Source organism: Sphingomonas kyeonggiensis, assembly GCF_030812785.1.
GTDB classification, from domain to species: domain Bacteria; phylum Pseudomonadota; class Alphaproteobacteria; order Sphingomonadales; family Sphingomonadaceae; genus Sphingomonas; species Sphingomonas kyeonggiensis_B.
In genome coordinates this window covers 1181288-1198920 of the sequence record NZ_JAUSTJ010000003.1, presented here as the reverse complement: position 1 = coordinate 1198920, position 17633 = coordinate 1181288, and the positions used below count along the sequence as shown (strand labels likewise).

The following is a 17633-nucleotide window of genomic DNA, read 5'->3' as shown; positions in this document are numbered from 1 at the left end:
CTTACGCTACTCCTTCACTACGCCACGGCGCCGCCGAAGTGCGCCGCGCCACGCGCAGCGTCGCCGAACGGGCACGCGGATTACGGGCAACCTCCTCGTCGCTCGGCTTCACGGCCTTGGCGGGAGGTTCGAAACTGGGCTCGGCGCGCGGACCGACTGCCGGGCGGTGGCGCGAACCGGCGGGCTCGCTGCCGCTGCGCTCGCGCAGGAAACGCTTCACCAGCCGGTCTTCCAGGCTGTGGAAGGTCACCACCGCCAGCCGGCCGCCGGGCTTGAGCACGCGCTCGGCCGCGGCCAGGCCTTCCGCCAGCTCGTCGAGCTCACGGTTGATGAAGATGCGCACCGCCTGGAAGGTCCGGGTCGACGGGTCTTTCTTGTCGTGCGGCTTGTGGCCCAGCGCCTTGCGGACGACGTTCGCCAGCTCGGTCGTGGTCGCCAGCGGGCGCGCACGCACGATCGCGCTGGCGACTCGGCGCGAGCGCGGCTCCTCGCCGAACTGGTACAGCACGTCGGCGATGTCGCCTTCGTCGGCCGAGTTCAGCCACTCCGCCGCGGTCATCCCCTCGCCGGCCATGCGCATGTCGAGCGGCCCTTCCTGCTGGAAGGAGAAGCCGCGTTCGGCCTGGTCGAGCTGCATTGACGACACGCCGATGTCCATGGTCAGGCCGTCGACGGGCACGAGGCCGCGGCGCTCCAACTCCTGCTCCAGCTGGCTGAACGGTGCCTCGATCAGGATCAGATGACCGTTCGAGTGGGAAACCAGAGTTTGGCCGCCTTCGATCGCACGGGGGTCGCGATCGAAGGCGGCCACCTCGGCACCCCGCTCGAGGATGGCGCTGGTGTATCCGCCCGCTCCGAAGGTGCAGTCGACATGACGCTCGCCGGGCACAGGGGCGAGGCCGTTGACCACTTCTTGGAGCAGGACGGGGATATGGGGCTCGGTCGGGGAGCTCACAGCACGACTCCCTTGGCCTGGCACAGATATTCGCAGATCTCGCGCAGCGTGGGGTCCGCGTCGGGATCGTTCATCAGGCGCTCCGGCGCCCAGATGTCGAAGGTTTCGCCGCTGCCATAGAACAGCGCCCATTTCTGGATGCCCGCCTTCATCTTGAAGAAGGGCGGAATCACGAAACGGCCGGAATCGTCGAACGGGGCCTTCTCGACCTGGCCGAAGGCGCGGCGCTTGGCGCGCGGGTCGGCGTCCTCGCCGCGATCGGCTGCCTGCTGCTCCTTGCGGTCGAGGCGCTCATACTTCTCCTTGGACCAGGAGAGGTCATGCGCCGACAGGCACGGGTCGTAAGGGTGCAGGCCCACGACGATCTGGCGGATGTCGGAATTGCGCTCGGCGGCGGCGCGCAGGTCTGCGGGGATGGCGACGCGACCCTTCTGGTCGACCGCCTGGAGCGCAAATCCCTCGAAGAGCTCCCTGTCCGCCACGCCAAAACCCCAATGGGCACGACTTCCCCGCCTCCGGAATCAACCCCCACGGCCGCTCCGGCGCTTTCAAACTGACGGAAAAAGGGCGTGCCCCCTCTTAAGCATTCTTTTTAGCAGAAATGCTCGGGGATTCAACGGGAGAATTGGGGATTGAGCGGGAATTTGCCCCACTCGGCGCCAATTTCAAGCTATGTTTTGCTTAGAATCAGCTTTTGTTCGCATCTGTTCCCGTTAGTCGCTCCGTAGAACCCGCAAGCGCTAGGGGTAATTCCTGAAAGTGGGGCCAAATCCCGCCGGCTCCCGGGAAAATGGCCCATGTGGCGCAATTTCCCCGTTTTCCCTCGCCAGGGCCTCGCAGGAACCTCAACCGCACCGCCAGACCAGAACTTGCAAGGAACCGCAGAAATCCTGCGAGTCGCAGGAAAACCGGCGCCGATTAACCAAGTTTCGCGGGATTCAAGGCGCTTTCCGTCCCGATCGCAAGGAGATTGTGGATAAGCGCGCCACGCCCCTATCCTTTCCCCGGCGAAGGCCGGGGCCCAGACTAAGCAGTGCGCGGCGAAGACGCGCCAAGGCGCGTGACTCCAAGACTGGGCCCCGGCCTTCGCCGGGGAAAAGCAGTTGGATCAGGCTGAAATGGAGCCGAGTGGGGCCAAATCCCCAGCCGCGCCCTACCTCAGCGCGCCTCGCCGTTCTGCTGCGCTTCCTGCTGCCGCGCGATCTCGGCGGCATCGGCCTTCTCGGTGGAGGTGGTGCTGGGCGCAGCGCCGAGTTCGGCGAGCGGCTCTTCCTTGATCTTCTCGCCCAGCGTGTTGCCGATCGCGGTCATGTTCGCCACCACGGCCGAGTTGGAGGCGCCGATCGCAGAGACCGCCTGCTCGCGATTGGCAGAAGTGAAGACCGCGCTCGCAAGCACGATCAGCACCGCCACCATGGCGAGCCCCGTCAGACCAACGCGTACACGCTGCATCGTCTGGGCAGTATCAGGCGAACCCACACTCATATCTGTTGCATAAATGTAACGCCGAACCGACCCATTGCCAAGATGGATCGTTCACGCAGTGGCGAGCCATCCCGGCACCGGCAACCCCTTGGCGGTTAACCATTCGGCATTGTAGAGCGTTGAAAGGTAACGGAAACCCGTATCGCACAGGATCGTCGCGATCTGCTTGCCCGGGCCGAGCTGCTTCGCCAGCCTGACTGCACCCGCCACGTTGATGCCCGAGGAGAGGCCCAAGCACAGCCCCTCTTCCTTGAGCAGCCGCTCGACCCATTCCATGCCCTCCGCGTCGGAGATGCGGAACTGCGTGTCGATCGGCGCGCCCTCGAGGTTGCCGGTGATCCGGCCCTGGCCGATGCCCTCGGCGACCGAACTGCCCTCGGACTTGAGCTCGCCGCACGCATAATAACTGTAGAGCGCCGCGCCATGCGGGTCGCTCAGCGCGATGACGACGTCCTCGTCCTTGGCCTTGAGCCCCAGCCCGACGCCGGCGATCGTGCCGCCAGTACCCGCCGAGCAGGTGAAGCCGTCGATCCGCCCGTCCATCTGCGCCCAGATCTCCTCGGCGGTGCCGTGGATATGCGCCTTGCGGTTGGCGGTGTTGTCGAACTGGTTGGCCCAGATCGCATTGGGCGTCTCCTCGGCGATCCGGCGCGAGGTGTGGACGAAATGTCCGGGGTTCGAATAGGGCGCCGCCGGCACCAGGACGAGCTCGGCGCCGAGCGCACGCAGCGTGTCCATCTTCTCGCGGCTCTGCGTCTCGGGCATCACGATGATCGTCCGATAGCCCTTGGCATTGGCGACCAGCGCGAGGCCGATGCCGGTATTGCCGGCCGTACCCTCGACGATGCAGCCGCCCGGCTGGATCGCCCCGCGCTCCTCGGCATCCTTGACGATGTAGAGCGCCGCGCGGTCCTTCACCGAGGCGCCGGGATTGGCGAACTCGCACTTGCCGTAGATGTCGCAGCCAGTGGCCTCGCTCGGCCCTTTCAGGCGCACCAGCGGCGTGTTGCCGATGAGCGCCAGCGTGTCGGATGTCGCATGCATGGCGGCCTAGATGGAGCGCTTTCCCGCCCGCCGCAAGCAAGCGCTGGCACGTCGCGAAAAAGCCGGGCTTCTCGCCTTTACGGAACCCTTATGCCCGGGCCCGAAATTCGTCTCGAAGCTTAACGGCCCCGCCCCCTATCTCGCACTCCGGTTCACAAATGGAGTGCATATGGTTTCGCGTTCCGAACACATCCTGCGCGTCGGCCAGGATACCGAAGGCCATTGGGTCGTGCAGGAACAGGATGGCATGCTCGAGGGGCTGTTCCGCTCCCGCGATGCCGCGATCCGCTTCGCCCTGTCCGAGTGCCGCGCCTTTCCGGGCTCGCGCATGGTGCTGGCCACCACGCCGCTCCACTCGATCCTGTCGCACTGATGCATGACCGCGATCGTCGCGCTCGCCTGCGCGCTGCTCGTCCGCCTGCCGCGGAGCGCAGCGCCTCATCCCACCGCCGGATTCCGGGATCCCTGTCGCTGAGGACCCGCCCCGTTTCCCAGGAGAAAGACCAATGACCGCCACCCAATTCTCGCTCGGCGGCCTGCTGCGCCGCGCGGGCCTGTCGACCGAGCCCGGAGGATCGCGACACGGCCCCTGCGACGCCCGCATCGCCCGGGCACTCGCCGAATTCCGCAACCATGGCCACCGCTCGGTCCGCATGCTCGATCTGGACTGCGCCGATGGCGGCCGCCTCCTCCGCGCCGCCGAAAAGGCCCGCGAACTGGGCTTCGTCTCGATCGAAGGCCGCGGCGTGTCGCTCTGGACCGCCGGCGTCCGCCACGCCCGCTGGCAGGCCGAGCTCGCCGCTCACCCCTCCACCGACCTGCATTTCGAGATCGCCGAGCCGATCGCCGCGCTCGCCTCGGAGCATGACGGCGCCGCCGACCTGATCTTCCTTTCCGAGCCGATGCCCTATCCGTGCAGCCCGCTCGGCGGCGCGCTGGCGCGCCTCGGCGGCAAGGTGCTCGCCGAGGGCTAGGCCGCCACGCCCGCCCGGGCGAGATGCGCGTCGAGCCGGCCGCCGAACCACAGGAAGAACATCCGATAGTCGGATACCAGCGACCAGAGCGGATAGGTGAAGGTCGCCGGCCGGTTCTTCTCGACGCCGAAATGCGCCGCCCAGGCAAAGCCATAGCCGGCGATCGGAATCGCCAGCCACCACCACCAGCCCGCGCCGCCGAGCGCCAGCAGCAGGAACCACAGGGTCAGGATCGTACCGACATAGTGCATCCCCCGCGTCCACGGCTTCGCATGCTCGCGCAGGTAGAAGGGCCAGAAGTCGCGATAGCGGGTGATCTTGTCTGCCATGGTGTGAAGCTACACCCGTTTCGCCTCCGTGCAAGCCATGGTAGAAAGCCCGGCACCGGAGGTAGAAAGATGGGCGCGCAGCTCAACATCAAGGATGCCGAGACGATCCGCCTGGCACGGGAGCTGGCCGAGGCGACCGGCCAGCCGATCACCCAGGCGATCCGTCACGCATTGGAACGCGAACTACAACGGCGCGAGGAAGAGATTCAGGAGACCCTTGCGAAAGTCAAAGAGATCAGTCGCGAATTCGTCGCCTCGATCCCGCCCGAGATGCGCGGAAAGACTTCGAAGGAATGGATGGACGCGATCTACGACGAAGATGGGTTACCGAAGTGATTGTCGACACTTCGGCGCTTATGGCGATCATCCTGAATGAGCCCGAGAGCGACATGATGCTCCGGAAAATCCTCCAAGCATCTCCCTGCCGGATATCGGCCGCGACTAGGATGGAAGCCGCAACGGTCGTCATCCGCCGTCATCCGGCCAAAGCGAATCTAATGGAAGCGTTGTTTCAGCGCGTGCAAATGGCGATCGAACCGGTGACATCAGAACAGGCGCGACTAGGCGCTGAAGCCTATCGCAAATTCGGTCGAGGAACTGGCCACCCCGCCCGCCTCAATTTCGGCGACTGCTTCGCCTATGCCCTGGCCAAGGCGACCGGCGAGCCCCTGCTCTACAAGGGCGACGATTTCGCGCAGACCGACATTCTCACCGCGTGACCGATCGCAAGCACAGCTTCCCGCCCGTCGTCGACGCGCGTACCCGCCTCCTCGTCCTCGGTTCGCTCCCCGGCGAACGCTCGCTCGCCGAGCAGCGTTACTATGCTCATCCGCAGAACCAGTTCTGGCGGCTGATCTCGCCTGCCGCCGGCCTCGACCTGGCCGCCCTCGACTATCCCGACCGGCTCACCGCGCTGCGCGACGCGCATATCGGGCTGTGGGACGTGGTCGCCAGCGCCCGGCGCACCGGAAGCACCGATGCCGCGCTGCGCGACGTCGAGGGTCATGACATCGCCGCCCTCGCCGCCACCCTACCCGATCTCCGCGCCATCGCCTTCAACGGCGGCACCGCTTTCCGCACTGGCACGAAACAGCTGGGCGAGGCCGCCGGCCTCTACGCCATAATTGCCCTGCCATCCTCGAGTCCGCTGCACACGATCGGCTTCGAGAACAAGCTGCCGCACTGGGAGGCGCTGCGCACCCTGATCGGATAATCCCATCTAAACCCTGTGAATTTTCCGCTTGTCGGTTTTGCCTCAATCATGCCACATTTGCGGCGAGATTAAGGCAATATCTAGGCAAGGAGGGAATGCATGCGCTTCAAGTTCCTGATTTCCGCCGCTCTTCCGGCGGTGCTGCTCGCGGGTTGCAACAGCCAGCAAGGCAGCTCCGCCAGCTACCAGCCCGGCCCGCAGGAGATGGCGGAGGCATCCGACGTCGCCGCCGCCCCCGAAAATGCCGAGCGCTATGCGAAGAACGCCGTCTCCCCGGTCCATGCCGTGGCCCAGGCGCCGGTCTCCACCTTCGCGGTCGATGTCGATACCGCCGCCTATGCCAATGTCCGCCGCTTCCTCACCCAGGGGCAGATGCCGCCCAGGGACGCCGTCCGCGCCGAGGAGTTGATCAACTATTTCCGCTATGACTACCCCGCCCCCGGCGATCGCGGCGCGCCGTTCAGCGTCACCACCGATGTCGCCCAGACGCCGTGGAACAGCGAGACGCGGCTCCTCCGCATCGGCCTGCGCGGCTATGATCTGGGCCGTGCCCAGCGCCCGCCGGCCAACCTCGTCTTCCTGGTCGACGTCTCGGGATCGATGAACGAGCCCGACAAGCTGCCGCTGGTCCAGCGCGCGCTCGGCATGGTCGCCGACAATATGAAGCCGGGCGATCATGTCTCGATCGTCGTCTATGCCGGCGCCGCCGGCGTGGTGCTGGAACCGACCTCCAGCCCGGCCGAGGTCCGCGCCGCGCTCGACGATCTCAGCGCCGGCGGATCCACCGCGGGCGGCGAAGGCATCGAGCTGGCCTATGCGATGGCCCGGGAGAATTTCGACAAAGAGGGGATCAACCGCGTGATCCTCGCCAGCGACGGCGACTTCAATGTCGGCATCACCGACCAGTCCCAGCTCGAGCAGCTGATCGAGAGGAACCGCGACGACGGCATCACCCTCACCGTGCTCGGCTTCGGCCAGGGCAATCTCAACGATTCGATGATGGAGGCGATCGCCGACAAGGGGAACGGCAACTATGCCTATGTCGACGGGGTCGACGAGGCGCGGAAGGTGCTCGACACCGAGCTGAGCTCCACCCTGTTCACGATCGCCAAGGACGTGAAGGTCCAGGTCGAGTTCAACCCCGCCGAGGTCAGCCAGTATCGGCTGATCGGGTACGAGAACCGCGCGCTCACCGAGCAGGATTTCCAGAACGACAAGGTCGATGCCGGCGATATCGGCGCCGGGCACCAGGTGACCGCGATCTACGAGATCGTCCCCGCCGGATCGAAGGGTTGGCTGCCCGATCGCCATTTCGCCGCCAATCGTCGGCCCGAAAATGCAGGCGGAGCCACGGGCGACGCGAAGGGTGAGCTGGCCCAGGTCCGATTGCGCTACAAGCTGCCCAATGGCGACGCCTCGCGGCTGATCACCCAGCCGGTCGAGGCCAGCCGGCTGCGCAATGCGCCGATGCCGAGCGGCGACCTGGCCTTTGCGGTGGCGGTGGCGGGCTTTGCCCAAAAGCTGCGCGGAGACGATCTGCTCGGCGACTGGGGCTATGCCGACGTCAAGCGCCTTGCCGGATCACAATGGGGATTCAGTCAGCAGGCCTGGTGGCGGAGCGAGTTCCTGCGCCTGGTCGACCGCGCGGATGCCCAGACCCGCACCGCATCGGTGCGCCGCGCGGAAGACCGGGCGCTTTAGCGCGCTGTGCCTCCAACCGGCGGCGATCCAGGGCGCCGCCGACCGCCGCGGCTCGGCCTTTTCTCCAAAGGTCGGGCCGCGGTTCCTGCCCTCGATGCCCCCTCTTCTTTCCCCGGCGAAGGCCGGGGCCCAGATTTGGAATCTACCGAGGGCAGCAGGCGAAAATGTCCGGGAAATCGCTCCTCGCAAATGAAACGCCCATTCCAGACTTCAAGTCTGGACCCCGGCCTTCGCCGGGGAAAGCTCAGTGGGAGTTCGTCACTTCATCCGCCACATTGCCCGCAGCCGCATTTCCCGGCTCCACCGGCTGCGAGTTCAGCCCGTCCGCCGGCCGTTCCCCGGCACAGCCGCGGAACTGCCTGTCGCCGATCCGCACATCGGCGGTGAGCGGCCGTTCGATCGCCGGATCGCCGCTCTCGGTGCAATGGACATTGGTGAAGGTGATCGTCACCGGCTCCCCGGCCACGTCCTTGGTGCTCCAAACCGCCTTGTCGGCATCGACCTGGGGCGAGACCGGATAGAATTGGGTGACGCTGCCCTCGGCACCGCGCCCGGCAAAACGCGTGAGCGTGATCGAACCGGGCGCAACCTCCAGCGACCAGGTCAGCGCATTGTCGGTAGCGCGCAGCGGCTTGTCGAGCGGCACCTCGCCCAGATGCGGCCCCCTGGGACTCGGCTTGGCGACCGGCTCCCCGGCCTTCTCGTCCGATCCGCAGGCCGCGAGCATGAGCAACGCGGCAATGGCAAGTGCGCGCATTGACCATCCCTCCTGCATCGACCCTGCGCGGTCCGAACCGCAACGGTCAAGCCGCAGGCACATTTCTCGACCCATTACGGCTGTCCTACACGATTATGTTCCTGTATTGTTCCATTCATGGCCGATCCGACTCCCTTCGATTCAGAGCCACCCCGCCCGGCCGGGGACGCTTCGCCGCGTCCGGGGACGAGTGCGAACGGCCTCGCGCGTGGATGTCGTGAACTTAGTGAACTTCCAGCCCCAATCCTCGCCTTTCCGCCCCGCCCGCTGCGCTGGCTGTACCTCGATCTCAATTCCTATTTCGCCAGCGTCGAGCAGCAGCTGAACCCGGCGCTGCGGGGGCGCCCGGTGATCGTCGCGCCGGTCGACAGCGACACCACCGTCGCCATTGCCGCCTCGGTCGAGGCCAAGAAATACGGCATCTCCACCGGCACGCCGGTCTGGGAGGCCAAGCAGCTGTGCCGCGACCTGCTGATCACGCCGGCCCGGCACGAGAAATATGTCGAGTTCCATGAAGCGATCCTCGCCGAGATCTGGAAGCATGTTCCGGTCACCCATGTCTGCTCGATCGACGAAGTCGCCTGCCGCCTGCTCGACAATGAGAATGACGAACCTGCAGCGGTCGCCCTCGCCCACCGGATCAAGGCGGGCATCCGTGCGAATATCGGCGCCTGTTTGACCAGCTCGGTAGGCATCGCGCCCAACCGTCTCCTCGCCAAGCTCGCCTCGGACATGCAGAAGCCCGACGGGCTCGTCGTGCTCAGTGCGCGCAACCTTCCCGAATGCCTGTATCCACTGCGCCTGCGCGACATCGCCGGGATCGGCGCCAAGATGGAGAAGCGCCTGGCGCAGGACGGGATCCTCGACATCCGCCAATATTGCGCGCGCCGCCCGCGCGATGCCGGCAATGCCTGGGGCGGCGTGAATGGCGACCGGCTCTGGTATCTGCTCCACGGCGTCGAGCTGCCCGACAAGCCGACCCAGAGCCGCACGATCGGGCACAGCCATGTCCTGTCGCCGCAGAAGCGCGGGCTCGAGCCCACCCGCCTCACCGCGCGCCGCCTCGCGCTCAAGGCAGCCAGCCGGTTGCGCCGCAAGGGCTATCGCGCCCGGCTGCTGGTGCTCCACGGCAAGTTCGAGGACGACAAGTCCAACTGGCGCGCCTCGATCCGGCTGCCGGGCACGCAGGACAGCTTCGTCGTGCTCCATGCGCTCGACCAGCTCTTCCCCCGGCTGGCCGAAGCGGGACGCGGCCGGCCCGGCGGGTTCCGCCTGCGCATGGTCGGGGTCACCTTGTGCGAGATCGAGGCGGTGGAGGGCGAACAGGGCTCGCTGTTCTCGGCGCTCGATCCCGACGATCCGCTCGCCCGCGAGACCCGCACGCTCTCGCTCAGCCGCGCGATGGACAGCATTAACCAGAAGTTCGGGCGCAATGCCGTGTCGGTCGGGCCGCTGCACGGCGGCAGAATCGACCGGGTAGGCACAAAGATCGCTTTTGGACGTATTCCAGAAATGAGCGAATTCCATGAATGACATCGGTGTCTGTCATCGGATCGCAACATTACGGATATCATGCTGCGCTGCACAATCGTAATGTAACTCTATAACACGAATCGCTTGACGATTCTTTCTTGGTGAACGAAAGCTCCCGCCCGCTATGAACAAAGCCCCCATTTTTGCCGCCGCCGCCGTGCTCCTTTCGCTCGCGGCCTGTGAGAACAAGCCTGAGGAAGTTTCGGGCACCGCGCCCGATCCCCAGGCCGAAGCGCTGAAGAACGCCCCGAAGGTCGAGCTGCCGCCGTCGATCGAGACCTCGGTCTCGATGCGTTGCAAGGACAACAGCGTCGTGTTCGCCGACTTCTACAAGGGCGGCAAGCAGGTCCTGGTCAAGGAAACCAAGGACGGTCCGGGCACCATGCTCAAGGCGCCGGAAGCCGGCCAGCCCTTCGTCGCCGATGGCGGCTTCAAGGTCACCGGCACCGCCAAGAACGCCACGATCGAGATTCCGGGCAAGGGCTCGCGCGCCTGCCACGGCTGATCGCCGCATCGAGAATTCCATCAGGGGCCGGCGGGCATTCCCGCCGGCCCTTTTTCATGCGAGCTTGAAGCGGAAGGGAGCGAATCCAGGTGGCAACGGTCGCGATCTACAGCCTGAAGGGCGGCGTCGGTAAGACGACCATGGCGGTCAACCTGGCCTGGGCCTCCGCCACGCTTTCCTCCCGCCGCACCCTGCTTTGGGACCTCGATCCCCAGGCCGCCTCCACCTTCCTGATCGAGCCGCAGGGCAAGACCCGCGACCAGGCCCAGGCGATCTTCACCAAGGACGTCGCCCCCACCCGGCTGGTCCAGCACACCGGCGTCGACCGGCTCGACCTGATCGGCGCGGATACCTCGCTGCGCGGCCTCGACCTCACCTTCCACGAGCTCGACAAGAAGAAGCGGCTCGCCAAGCTGCTCGGCGAGCTCGACAAGGCCTATGACCGGATGCTGCTCGATTGCCCGCCGGGCCTGACCGAGACCAGCGAGCAGGTGATGCGCGCCGCCGACCTGATCGTCGTGCCGGTCATCCCCTCCCCGCTCTCCACCCGTGCCTTCGAGGAAGTCTCGGCGCATCTGGCCCGCAAGGGTGGCAAGGTGCCGCTGCTGCCGGTCCATTCGATGCTCGATCGCCGGCGCAAGCTGCATGCCGAAGCCGTGGCCGCGCATCCCGACTGGCCGGTGATCCCGATGGCGAGCATCGTCGAGTCGATGAGCGTCCGCCGCGCCGCCGTCGGCAGCTTCGCGCCGCGCAGCCCCGGTGCCCAGGCCTTTGCCGAGCTGTGGCAGGCGATCGAGCGCCGGCTGGCGGGCAAGAAACGTTGAGCCGCGCCCAGCCGCCCCAGCAGGAACTCGATCCCGACCTGGTGCTGCGCGCCTATGCTATGGGCGTCTTCCCCATGGCCGATCACCGCACCGCCGCCAGCGTCTATTGGGTCGAGCCCAAGCTGCGCGGCGTGCTGCCGCTGAACGGCTTCCACCTCTCGCGCTCGCTCAGGAAGGTCATCCAGTCGGGCCGCTTCCGCCTGACCGTCGATACGGCGTTCGAGCGGATCATCCAGCTCTGCGCCGAGAGCGCCGCCGACCGGCCGGATACCTGGATCAACGGCCCGATCGAGCGCGTCTTCCTCGAGCTGCACCGCCGCGGCTTCGCCCATTCGGTGGAATGCTGGGACGACGAGACACTCGCCGGAGGGCTCTACGGCCTCGCGCTCGGCCGCGCGTTCTTCGGCGAATCGATGGTCACCCGCGTGCCCAACGCCTCCAAGGTCGCCTTCGCGCACCTCGTCGCCCGGCTGCAGGCCGGCGGGTTCACTTTATTGGATTGCCAGTTCATCACCGAGCATCTCTCGACGCTCGGCGCGATCGAGATCCCGCGGGACGACTATGTCGCGTTGCTGGCCGGGGCGCTCGGCGATTCGGCGGCCGGGCTCGCGACCGGCGCGCCCTCGGTCGATGGCGACTTCTTCGCGCTCGACGCATTGCCCGATCCCGAGCCGCCCGCCGCAGGCGCCGGCACCGTATCCGGGCCACTGTCGCGGAAGGTCATCGCGCAGCTCTTGGGCCAGACGTCGTAGATCGGGTGCTGGACGACGTTGAGCGCCGGGCGCTCGGCGAACAGCCAGCCCGAATGGACGCGGTGCCACTTCTTGTCGACTTCGAGCACATCGACCTGGACGAAGGCGCCGGTCAACTGGTCCGCTTCCCAGGGTGCGGTCTTGTCGCAGGCCTTGAGGCGGACGATCACGTCGCCGATTCGCACCGCCTGGCCCGGCTTCATCTTGAACTCGCGGGCTTCGCCGTTGCGCTTGTTGAGGATGCCGAGCACCGCGACGCGTTCGTTCATCGGGGTGGCCGATGCATCCTCGATCGCCTTGCCGTCACGGTCGACGGTGATCACGTCGGCCGCCTGGCCGCCCGAGTCGCCGGTGGTTACGATCTCGTCCGAAGCCGTGTTGTTCGTCGGTCCGCTACCGCCGCCCGAGCATGCGCCAAGCGCGAGCAACAGCCCGGCCGCGGCAGCTCCGGCGCGGCGTGCGGTCATGCGCCGGGGGTCCAGGCCTCATAGTCGCCAGTGGCGCGGGCGCGGTGCCCGCCCTTTTCCAGCGCGCCGCTCGGGCGATAGGCGAGCTGCGAGCCGGTGAGGTTCGCCTCGGCCGGGATCTCCCAGGACTTGGGCGCCGGCAGCGCCTGGTCGGGCGCCGAATCGATCTGGTGGTGCAGCCAGCTGAACCATTCGGGCGGCACGCGGCTCGCATCGTTCGAGCCGCTGTAGATCACCCAGCGGCGCGGAATGCCGTTGGGGTCCTGGCCGCCCTCATAATAGACGTTGCCCAGATCGTCCTCGCCCACGCGCGTCTTGCCGCGCAGGCCCATCCAGGTGCCGAAGGTGGCGCCGTTCCACCAGGTGAAGGGATTGAGATTGAGACCCATGGCCGCCGATTAGCGGGGAGCGCGGGGCGAGGCAATCCTTACTGCTTCGCCCAGCGCACCTTGTCGCCCGCCTTGATGCCGAGCTTCGCCGATACGCCGGCGTTGATCTCGAGCACCGCCTCCACCGGCTCGCCCGACTTCACATTGTCCTCCGAGAAGGGCACCGCGTTCTCGCCGATGCGGGCGATCGTGCCGTCGCCGCGGATGAACAGGATGTCGAGCGCGGTGGGCGTGTTCTTCATCCAGAAGCTCGCCTCGCGCGGCGGGCCCTCGGCCGGATAGGGCGTGAAGAGCATGCCGCCGTCCTGGGGGATGTTGGTGCGGAACATCAGCCCCCGCTCCTGCTCCTCGGTGGTGCGGGCCAGCTCGACATGGAAGACGTGCGGGCCATTGGCGCTTTCGACCGTGACCTCGGCCTTCTTCACCGCCTGCGCCGCCGCCGGACCGGATTCCGCGGCGACCAGCGCCGCTCCGGGCACGAGCAACACCGAAGCGGCAAGCGCCGCTCCCAACCCACGCACGAACTTCATTGTCTCAGCTGGTCCTTTCGACCGCCACCGCGAGCGGCCCTTTTTCGCCATCGACGATGCGCGCGACGAGCGGCTGGCCGGGCTCGACCTCCTCGATCTCGGCGCGGCGCAAGGTCTCCATATGGACGAATATATCGGCCGAGTCGGAATCGCGCACGAGGAATCCGTATCCCTTCAGCCGATTGAACCACTTCACCGACACCGGCTCGAACGGACCGGCCGAATCGATCATCCGCAGACGATCGACCCGGTCCGCCGGGCGCTTCGGCGCCTCGACCGCCTGGCTCAGGTCGATCGAGATGATCTCCTTCGCCTGCAGGCCCCGCTGGCGCTTGACGGCAGTGCACTCCACCCGAGCCCCCTCGGGCAGCGAGCGGCGGCCATGTTCCTGCAGCACGGTGAAGTGAATGAGAATGTCGCCCACGGCGACGTCGTCAGCGACGAGAAAGCCAAAGCCACGCGTTACATCGAACCATTTCACGGCACCGGCAAAGACCTGACCTTCGTCCGTCCGGTCCTCGCCAATCCCCCCGTCCAAGTTCGGCGTGTCTGTATAGTCGTTCTGCGCCACCTGTTGGTCAGCACGCATTTTCTGTTCCCCCGGAGGGTCACCTTAACATAGTATTTTCCATATGGAATTGCCTTTGTGACCGGCTCGTTTCAACCGGGTCCCAATATGGCTTCCGGGTCATCCCCCGGTGCCATCCGGACGATCGCCCGGGCCAGTCCCGGCGCATGGCCGGCGCGGATCATCGCCGCCATCTGCTTCTCCTGGAGCGGCCGCTCCGCCGCCTCGCGGCCAAAGGGACCGATCCGCTTGCGCTTCGCAAAGGCGATCGCGCTCGACACTTGCCCCGCCTCGATCGAGGGTGCCAGCGCGGCGGCGTCCTCTTCCTCGACCCCGGCGAAGCGCAGCGCCTCGCGGACCCGGCGGGCGCCCAGGCCTCGCCGCGCCATCGCCCCGGCCTTGGATTCGGCATAGAGCCGGTCGTTTACATAGCCGAGCCCGGCCATCCGCTCCGCCAAGCCTTCGGGATCGGGCGATTTTTCCCCGTCCCAGCCCCGCTCCCGCAGTTTTCGGGACAGATAGGCGGCAAGTTTGGCCCTTGTCGTAGCGTAACGTTCGACATAGCGGAGCGCGAAACGCTCCAGATCGGCGCTATTCAGCGGTGGCAGGGGGCGTCTCGGGACAGGCATGCGCCATGATTGTGCCACAGTGGCAACCGATTTTGAACGACAGTGCGTAGCAGAGGCTAGCCTCAAAAATTCGTCGTGGGGGCACGACGTTGGCTACCACGCAGGGGCACGGAATAAAGAATGGTATTGGACGTTACGGGATCGCTAGAGGCTGAAAGGGAAGCGGGAACGCTCGCGCCCACGCCGACCGATGACAGCCTGCCGCGTCGCCTTGCGGACTTCGAAACGCTGGGCGATGCGCTCGACTATGCCGCCCAGGGCATACGCGGGCTCAACTTCCACGACGCGCGGGGCAACCTCGTGCGCCCCTATCCCTTTGCGGAGCTGCGTACCGACGCGCTGAACCAGGCCTATCGCCTGGTCGCCGCGGGCGTGAAGCCCGGCGATCGCATCGCGCTGATCGCGGAGACGGGCACCGAATTCGCCTCGCTCTTCTTCGGCTGCGTCTATGCCGGCGCCTGGCCGGTGCCGCTGCCGCTGCCGACCAGCTTCGGCGGCGCCCAGTCGTATATCGACCAGCTGACCGTCCAGCTGCAGAGCTGCGACCCGAGCATGCTGTTCTACCCGCCCGAGATCGGCGCGATGTGCGCCGAAGCCGCGCGCGGCCGCGACGTGCCGGGCGTGGACTGGGCCGAGTTCGGCCAGCGCGACGCGACGCAGACGGCGCTGCCCGAATCGAAGGGCGAGGATATCGCCTATCTGCAATATTCGAGCGGCTCGACGCGCTTCCCGCACGGCGTGGTGATCACCCATCACGCGCTGCTCAACAACCTGGCCGCGCACAGCCACGGCATGAACGTGACCACGGGCGACCGCTGCGTCTCGTGGCTGCCCTGGTACCATGACATGGGCCTGGTCGGCTGCTTCCTCTCGGTCGTCGCCAATCAGGTGTCGACCGATTACCTGAAGACCGAGGACTTCGCCCGGCGCCCGCTCGCCTGGCTCGACCTGATCAGCCGCAACCAGGGCAACACGCTCAGCTATTCGCCGACCTTCGGCTATGACATCTGCGCCCGCCGCATGTCGAGCCAGACCAAGGCCAGCGACCGCTTCGACCTCAGCCGCTGGCGCGTCGCCGGCAATGGCGCCGACATGATCCGTCCGGACGTGATGCAGTCGTTCGTCGACGCCTTCGCCGATGCGGGCTTCAAGGCCTCTGCCTTCCTGCCGAGCTACGGCCTGGCCGAGGCGACGCTGGCCGTCTCGATCATGCCGCCGGGCGAAGGCATCGTCGTCGAGCTGGTCGAAGAGACCCAGCTCTCGGGCGGCGAAGTCGCCCGGGGCGACCGCCCGCAGCGCTTCCGCGCGATCGTCAATTGCGGCGTTCCGGCGCGCGACATGACCATCGAGATCCGCGAGGAAGACGGCACGCCGCTTCCCGAAAAGGCGATCGGCAAGGTCTGGTGCAAGGGCCCGTCGGTCATGGTCGGCTATTTCCGCGACCAGGAATCGACCGACGCCTGTCTGAAGGACGGTTGGCTCGACACCGGCGACATGGGCTACATGAGCGACGGCTATATCTACATCGTCGGCCGCGCCAAGGACATGATCATCATCAACGGCAAGAACCACTGGCCCCAGGACATCGAATGGGCCGTGGAGCAGTTGCCGGCGTTCAAGCAGGGCGACGTTGCCGCCTTCGCGATCACCACCCCGGGCGGCGAGGAGACGCCGGCGGTGCTTGTGCAGTGCCGCACCTCGGACGAGGCCGAGCGCCTGCGCCTGCGCGACGAGATCCGCGAGCGCGTCCGCTCGGTGACCGGCATGAACTGCGTGATCGAGCTGGTCCCGCCGCGCACCCTGCCGCGCACCAGCTCGGGCAAGCTCTCGCGTGCCAAGGCGCGCAACCTCTACCTGAACGGCGAGATCAAGCCCTACGCGCTCGCCGCGTAAGGGCTCGCCAACCCATCCATCAAAACACTGTTCCCCGGCGAAGGCCGGGGGCCAGTTGTAATGCCGCCGGAGAGACCTGACCGCTTCTCCCGCGTTCGGGGAGGCTCTGCCCCTGCCTTCGCCGTGGAACTGCTGGCCTTCCTATACGGGCGCCGCAGCCGACTCGCCAAAGTCCACGAAGTACACGGCAAAAGCCGGTTTTTGCGGGGCTTATTTTCCCTCTTTTCCCGGGAACGCCGCGCATCGCGCAATATCCTTGCGCGGGCGTGATCCTATTTTTCCAACAGTGTGAAAGAGCGGCCGGAGCCCGGGCCCGGCTGCGTCAGGCAAACAGGCGAAATCCTATATTGCAAGCACACCCGTCATCCCCGCGAAAGCGGGGACCCATCTCGTGCAGATGCAGCGAGGACAACAGCCGTAGCGCGCGCGGACAGTCCGGGAGATGGGTCCCCGCTTTCGCGGGGATGACGCTTGGGAGGGGCCCTCACCACTTCCCCCCGACCACCCGGTCGATGATTGCGTCGTCCGCGGGGATCTGTCTGTCGAGCATCAGCATCGCCAGGCCGTGCGCGCAGGACCAGGCGTGGAAGACGATCACCTCCGCGTCGCCACCATGCTCGGCCGCCGCGGCGCGGGCATTTTCCTTGAGAAAGGCCATCGCGCCATCCTCGTGCGACAGGGCGGAGGAATCCATCTCGGGATTGGCGAAGATCAGCCGGAACAGCGCAGGATTGGCCAGCGCGAAGCGGACATAGGCCGCTCCCGTCGCCGCGAAACCCGCCTTGCCGCCGCCGGCACGCTCGGCCGCTTCATGCTGTGCGTCGGACAGGCGCCGCAGCCCCTCCCCCGCCAGCGCGGTCATCAGCGCCTTCTTGTCCGGGAAATGCCGGTAGAGCGCGGTCGCGCTCACGCCGACGGTGCGCGCGATCTCGCGCAGGCCGAGATCGTCGGCGGTGCGCGTCTCAAGCAGCTTGAGCCCCGCCTCGATCGCCGCCGCGCGCAGATCGCCATGATGATAGGCCTTGCCAGCCTCAGATGTTGACACTGTTATCATTGCCCGTTATGTGAACGCTGTAAACATAAGC

Annotated in this window: 22 protein-coding genes and 1 pseudogene; 11 read left to right on the top strand and 12 right to left on the bottom strand. The window is 66.5% G+C overall.

All coding sequences use genetic code 11. The features are described from left to right. Position 1 precedes the first annotated feature (1 nt). The 4 genes from rsmH to J2W22_RS22840 form a co-directional block, all read right to left on the bottom strand. Positions 2–955 carry a 16S rRNA (cytosine(1402)-N(4))-methyltransferase RsmH gene (gene rsmH, locus J2W22_RS22855; protein ID WP_307120573.1) on the bottom strand — a complete coding sequence of 318 codons (954 nt, stop codon included), beginning with the start codon at positions 953–955 and terminating at the stop codon, positions 2–4. Further along, complete coding sequence (locus J2W22_RS22850; protein WP_307120572.1) at positions 952–1437, bottom strand: division/cell wall cluster transcriptional repressor MraZ; 486 nt, start codon at positions 1435–1437, stop codon at positions 952–954. The genes rsmH and J2W22_RS22850 overlap by 4 nt, the downstream gene beginning before the upstream one ends. A gap of 676 nt (positions 1438–2113) precedes the next feature. Next, positions 2114–2434, bottom strand: coding sequence for a hypothetical protein (locus J2W22_RS22845; protein ID WP_373423012.1), 321 nt, complete (start codon positions 2432–2434; stop codon positions 2114–2116). A 57-nt stretch (positions 2435–2491) separates the two neighbouring features. Beyond that, positions 2492–3484 (bottom strand): cysteine synthase A, encoded by a 993-nt coding sequence (locus J2W22_RS22840; protein WP_307120570.1) that lies wholly within the window; start codon positions 3482–3484, stop codon positions 2492–2494. A 169-nt stretch (positions 3485–3653) separates the two neighbouring features. Between J2W22_RS22840 and J2W22_RS22835 the strand changes: the two genes are divergently transcribed. Together J2W22_RS22835 and J2W22_RS22830 are read left to right on the top strand one after the other, a co-directional pair. Beyond that, positions 3654–3857, top strand: a complete 204-nt coding sequence (locus tag J2W22_RS22835) for an RAG2 PHD domain containing protein (protein ID WP_184000603.1) — start codon at positions 3654–3656, stop codon at positions 3855–3857. Between the two features lie 133 nt (positions 3858–3990). After that, complete coding sequence (locus tag J2W22_RS22830; RefSeq protein WP_307120569.1) at positions 3991–4458, top strand: hypothetical protein; 468 nt, start codon at positions 3991–3993, stop codon at positions 4456–4458. On the opposite strand, the gene J2W22_RS22825 is transcribed toward J2W22_RS22830, so the two are convergent. Then, a complete protein-coding gene (locus tag J2W22_RS22825) occupies positions 4455–4787 on the bottom strand; it encodes a DUF962 domain-containing protein (protein ID WP_307120568.1) in 333 nt (110 codons plus the stop codon). The genes J2W22_RS22830 and J2W22_RS22825 overlap by 4 nt on opposite strands. A 69-nt stretch (positions 4788–4856) precedes the next feature. Between J2W22_RS22825 and J2W22_RS22820 the strand changes: the two genes are divergently transcribed. The 4 genes from J2W22_RS22820 (at position 4857) to J2W22_RS22805 (ending at position 7701) form a co-directional block, all read left to right on the top strand. Next, a complete protein-coding gene (locus J2W22_RS22820) occupies positions 4857–5123 on the top strand; it encodes a type II toxin-antitoxin system VapB family antitoxin (RefSeq protein WP_307120567.1) in 267 nt (88 codons plus the stop codon). Further along, positions 5120–5506, top strand: a complete 387-nt coding sequence (locus J2W22_RS22815) for a type II toxin-antitoxin system VapC family toxin (RefSeq protein ID WP_307120566.1) — start codon at positions 5120–5122, stop codon at positions 5504–5506. Before J2W22_RS22820 ends, J2W22_RS22815 begins: the two co-directional genes overlap by 4 nt. Then, positions 5503–6000 carry a DNA-deoxyinosine glycosylase gene (locus J2W22_RS22810; RefSeq protein ID WP_307120565.1) on the top strand — a complete coding sequence of 166 codons (498 nt, stop codon included), beginning with the start codon at positions 5503–5505 and terminating at the stop codon, positions 5998–6000. Before J2W22_RS22815 ends, J2W22_RS22810 begins: the two co-directional genes overlap by 4 nt. A 99-nt stretch (positions 6001–6099) precedes the next feature. Next, a complete protein-coding gene (locus J2W22_RS22805) occupies positions 6100–7701 on the top strand; it encodes a vWA domain-containing protein (protein ID WP_307120564.1) in 1602 nt (533 codons plus the stop codon). A 244-nt stretch (positions 7702–7945) separates the two neighbouring features. Here the strand turns inward: J2W22_RS22805 and J2W22_RS22800 are convergent, their stop codons facing one another. After that, the gene (locus tag J2W22_RS22800) at positions 7946–8458 is read right to left on the bottom strand and encodes a hypothetical protein (RefSeq protein WP_307120563.1); all 513 of its coding nucleotides are present in this window, start codon (positions 8456–8458) and stop codon (positions 7946–7948) included. Positions 8459–8701: 243 nt separating this feature from the next. Between J2W22_RS22800 and J2W22_RS22795 the strand changes: the two genes are divergently transcribed. The 4 genes from J2W22_RS22795 (at position 8702) to aat (ending at position 12072) form a co-directional block, all read left to right on the top strand. After that, on the top strand, positions 8702–9991 hold the full coding sequence (locus J2W22_RS22795; protein ID WP_307120707.1) for a Y-family DNA polymerase: 1290 nt from the start codon (positions 8702–8704) through the stop codon (positions 9989–9991). A 124-nt stretch (positions 9992–10115) separates the two neighbouring features. After that, positions 10116–10496 (top strand): hypothetical protein, encoded by a 381-nt coding sequence (locus J2W22_RS22790; protein ID WP_307120562.1) that lies wholly within the window; start codon positions 10116–10118, stop codon positions 10494–10496. Between the two features lie 89 nt (positions 10497–10585). Beyond that, on the top strand, positions 10586–11320 hold the full coding sequence (locus tag J2W22_RS22785; protein ID WP_307120561.1) for a ParA family protein: 735 nt from the start codon (positions 10586–10588) through the stop codon (positions 11318–11320). Then, the gene (aat, locus tag J2W22_RS22780; RefSeq protein ID WP_307120560.1) at positions 11317–12072 is read left to right on the top strand and encodes a leucyl/phenylalanyl-tRNA--protein transferase; all 756 of its coding nucleotides are present in this window, start codon (positions 11317–11319) and stop codon (positions 12070–12072) included. Before J2W22_RS22785 ends, aat begins: the two co-directional genes overlap by 4 nt. 35 nt (positions 12073–12107) lie before the next feature. Here the strand turns inward: aat and J2W22_RS22775 are convergent. The 5 genes and pseudogenes from J2W22_RS22775 to J2W22_RS22755 form a co-directional block, all read right to left on the bottom strand. After that, a pseudogene (locus tag J2W22_RS22775) lies at positions 12108–12275 on the bottom strand (DUF2155 domain-containing protein); the annotation flags it as partial. Positions 12276–12535: 260 nt separating this feature from the next. Next, positions 12536–12928, bottom strand: a complete 393-nt coding sequence (locus tag J2W22_RS22770; protein WP_307120559.1) for an NADH:ubiquinone oxidoreductase subunit NDUFA12 — start codon at positions 12926–12928, stop codon at positions 12536–12538. 38 nt (positions 12929–12966) lie between these two features. Further along, a complete protein-coding gene (locus J2W22_RS22765) occupies positions 12967–13458 on the bottom strand; it encodes a DUF192 domain-containing protein (protein ID WP_307120558.1) in 492 nt (163 codons plus the stop codon). A gap of 4 nt (positions 13459–13462) precedes the next feature. Beyond that, positions 13463–14047 carry a cold-shock protein gene (locus tag J2W22_RS22760; RefSeq protein WP_307120557.1) on the bottom strand — a complete coding sequence of 195 codons (585 nt, stop codon included), beginning with the start codon at positions 14045–14047 and terminating at the stop codon, positions 13463–13465. Between the two features lie 71 nt (positions 14048–14118). After that, positions 14119–14472 carry a RecX family transcriptional regulator gene (locus J2W22_RS22755; protein WP_307120556.1) on the bottom strand — a complete coding sequence of 118 codons (354 nt, stop codon included), beginning with the start codon at positions 14470–14472 and terminating at the stop codon, positions 14119–14121. 303 nt (positions 14473–14775) lie between these two features. Between J2W22_RS22755 and J2W22_RS22750 the strand changes: the two genes are divergently transcribed. Further along, positions 14776–16548 carry a fatty acyl-AMP ligase gene (locus J2W22_RS22750; protein ID WP_307120555.1) on the top strand — a complete coding sequence of 591 codons (1773 nt, stop codon included), beginning with the start codon at positions 14776–14778 and terminating at the stop codon, positions 16546–16548. Between the two features lie 484 nt (positions 16549–17032). On the opposite strand, the gene J2W22_RS22745 is transcribed toward J2W22_RS22750, so the two are convergent. Continuing rightward, positions 17033–17602, bottom strand: a complete 570-nt coding sequence (locus tag J2W22_RS22745) for a TetR/AcrR family transcriptional regulator (RefSeq protein WP_307120554.1) — start codon at positions 17600–17602, stop codon at positions 17033–17035. Positions 17603–17633: the final 31 nt, after the last annotated feature.

Coding starts and splice junctions, on each gene's coding strand:
- J2W22_RS22840 (WP_307120570.1), bottom strand. CDS start 3,484: ATGCATGCGACATCCGACACGCTGGCGCTCATCGGCAACACGCCGCTG.
- J2W22_RS22765 (WP_307120558.1), bottom strand. CDS start 13,458: ATGAAGTTCGTGCGTGGGTTGGGAGCGGCGCTTGCCGCTTCGGTGTTG.
- J2W22_RS22760 (WP_307120557.1), bottom strand. CDS start 14,047: ATGCGTGCTGACCAACAGGTGGCGCAGAACGACTATACAGACACGCCG.
- J2W22_RS22755 (WP_307120556.1), bottom strand. CDS start 14,472: ATGGCCGGGCTCGGCTATGTAAACGACCGGCTCTATGCCGAATCCAAG.
- J2W22_RS22770 (WP_307120559.1), bottom strand. CDS start 12,928: ATGGGTCTCAATCTCAATCCCTTCACCTGGTGGAACGGCGCCACCTTC.
- J2W22_RS22750 (WP_307120555.1), top strand. CDS start 14,776: ATGGTATTGGACGTTACGGGATCGCTAGAGGCTGAAAGGGAAGCGGGA.
- J2W22_RS22825 (WP_307120568.1), bottom strand. CDS start 4,787: ATGGCAGACAAGATCACCCGCTATCGCGACTTCTGGCCCTTCTACCTG.
- J2W22_RS22835 (WP_184000603.1), top strand. CDS start 3,654: ATGGTTTCGCGTTCCGAACACATCCTGCGCGTCGGCCAGGATACCGAA.
- J2W22_RS22805 (WP_307120564.1), top strand. CDS start 6,100: ATGCGCTTCAAGTTCCTGATTTCCGCCGCTCTTCCGGCGGTGCTGCTC.
- J2W22_RS22745 (WP_307120554.1), bottom strand. CDS start 17,602: ATGATAACAGTGTCAACATCTGAGGCTGGCAAGGCCTATCATCATGGC.
- J2W22_RS22830 (WP_307120569.1), top strand. CDS start 3,991: ATGACCGCCACCCAATTCTCGCTCGGCGGCCTGCTGCGCCGCGCGGGC.
- J2W22_RS22790 (WP_307120562.1), top strand. CDS start 10,116: ATGAACAAAGCCCCCATTTTTGCCGCCGCCGCCGTGCTCCTTTCGCTC.
- J2W22_RS22820 (WP_307120567.1), top strand. CDS start 4,857: ATGGGCGCGCAGCTCAACATCAAGGATGCCGAGACGATCCGCCTGGCA.
- J2W22_RS22800 (WP_307120563.1), bottom strand. CDS start 8,458: ATGCGCGCACTTGCCATTGCCGCGTTGCTCATGCTCGCGGCCTGCGGA.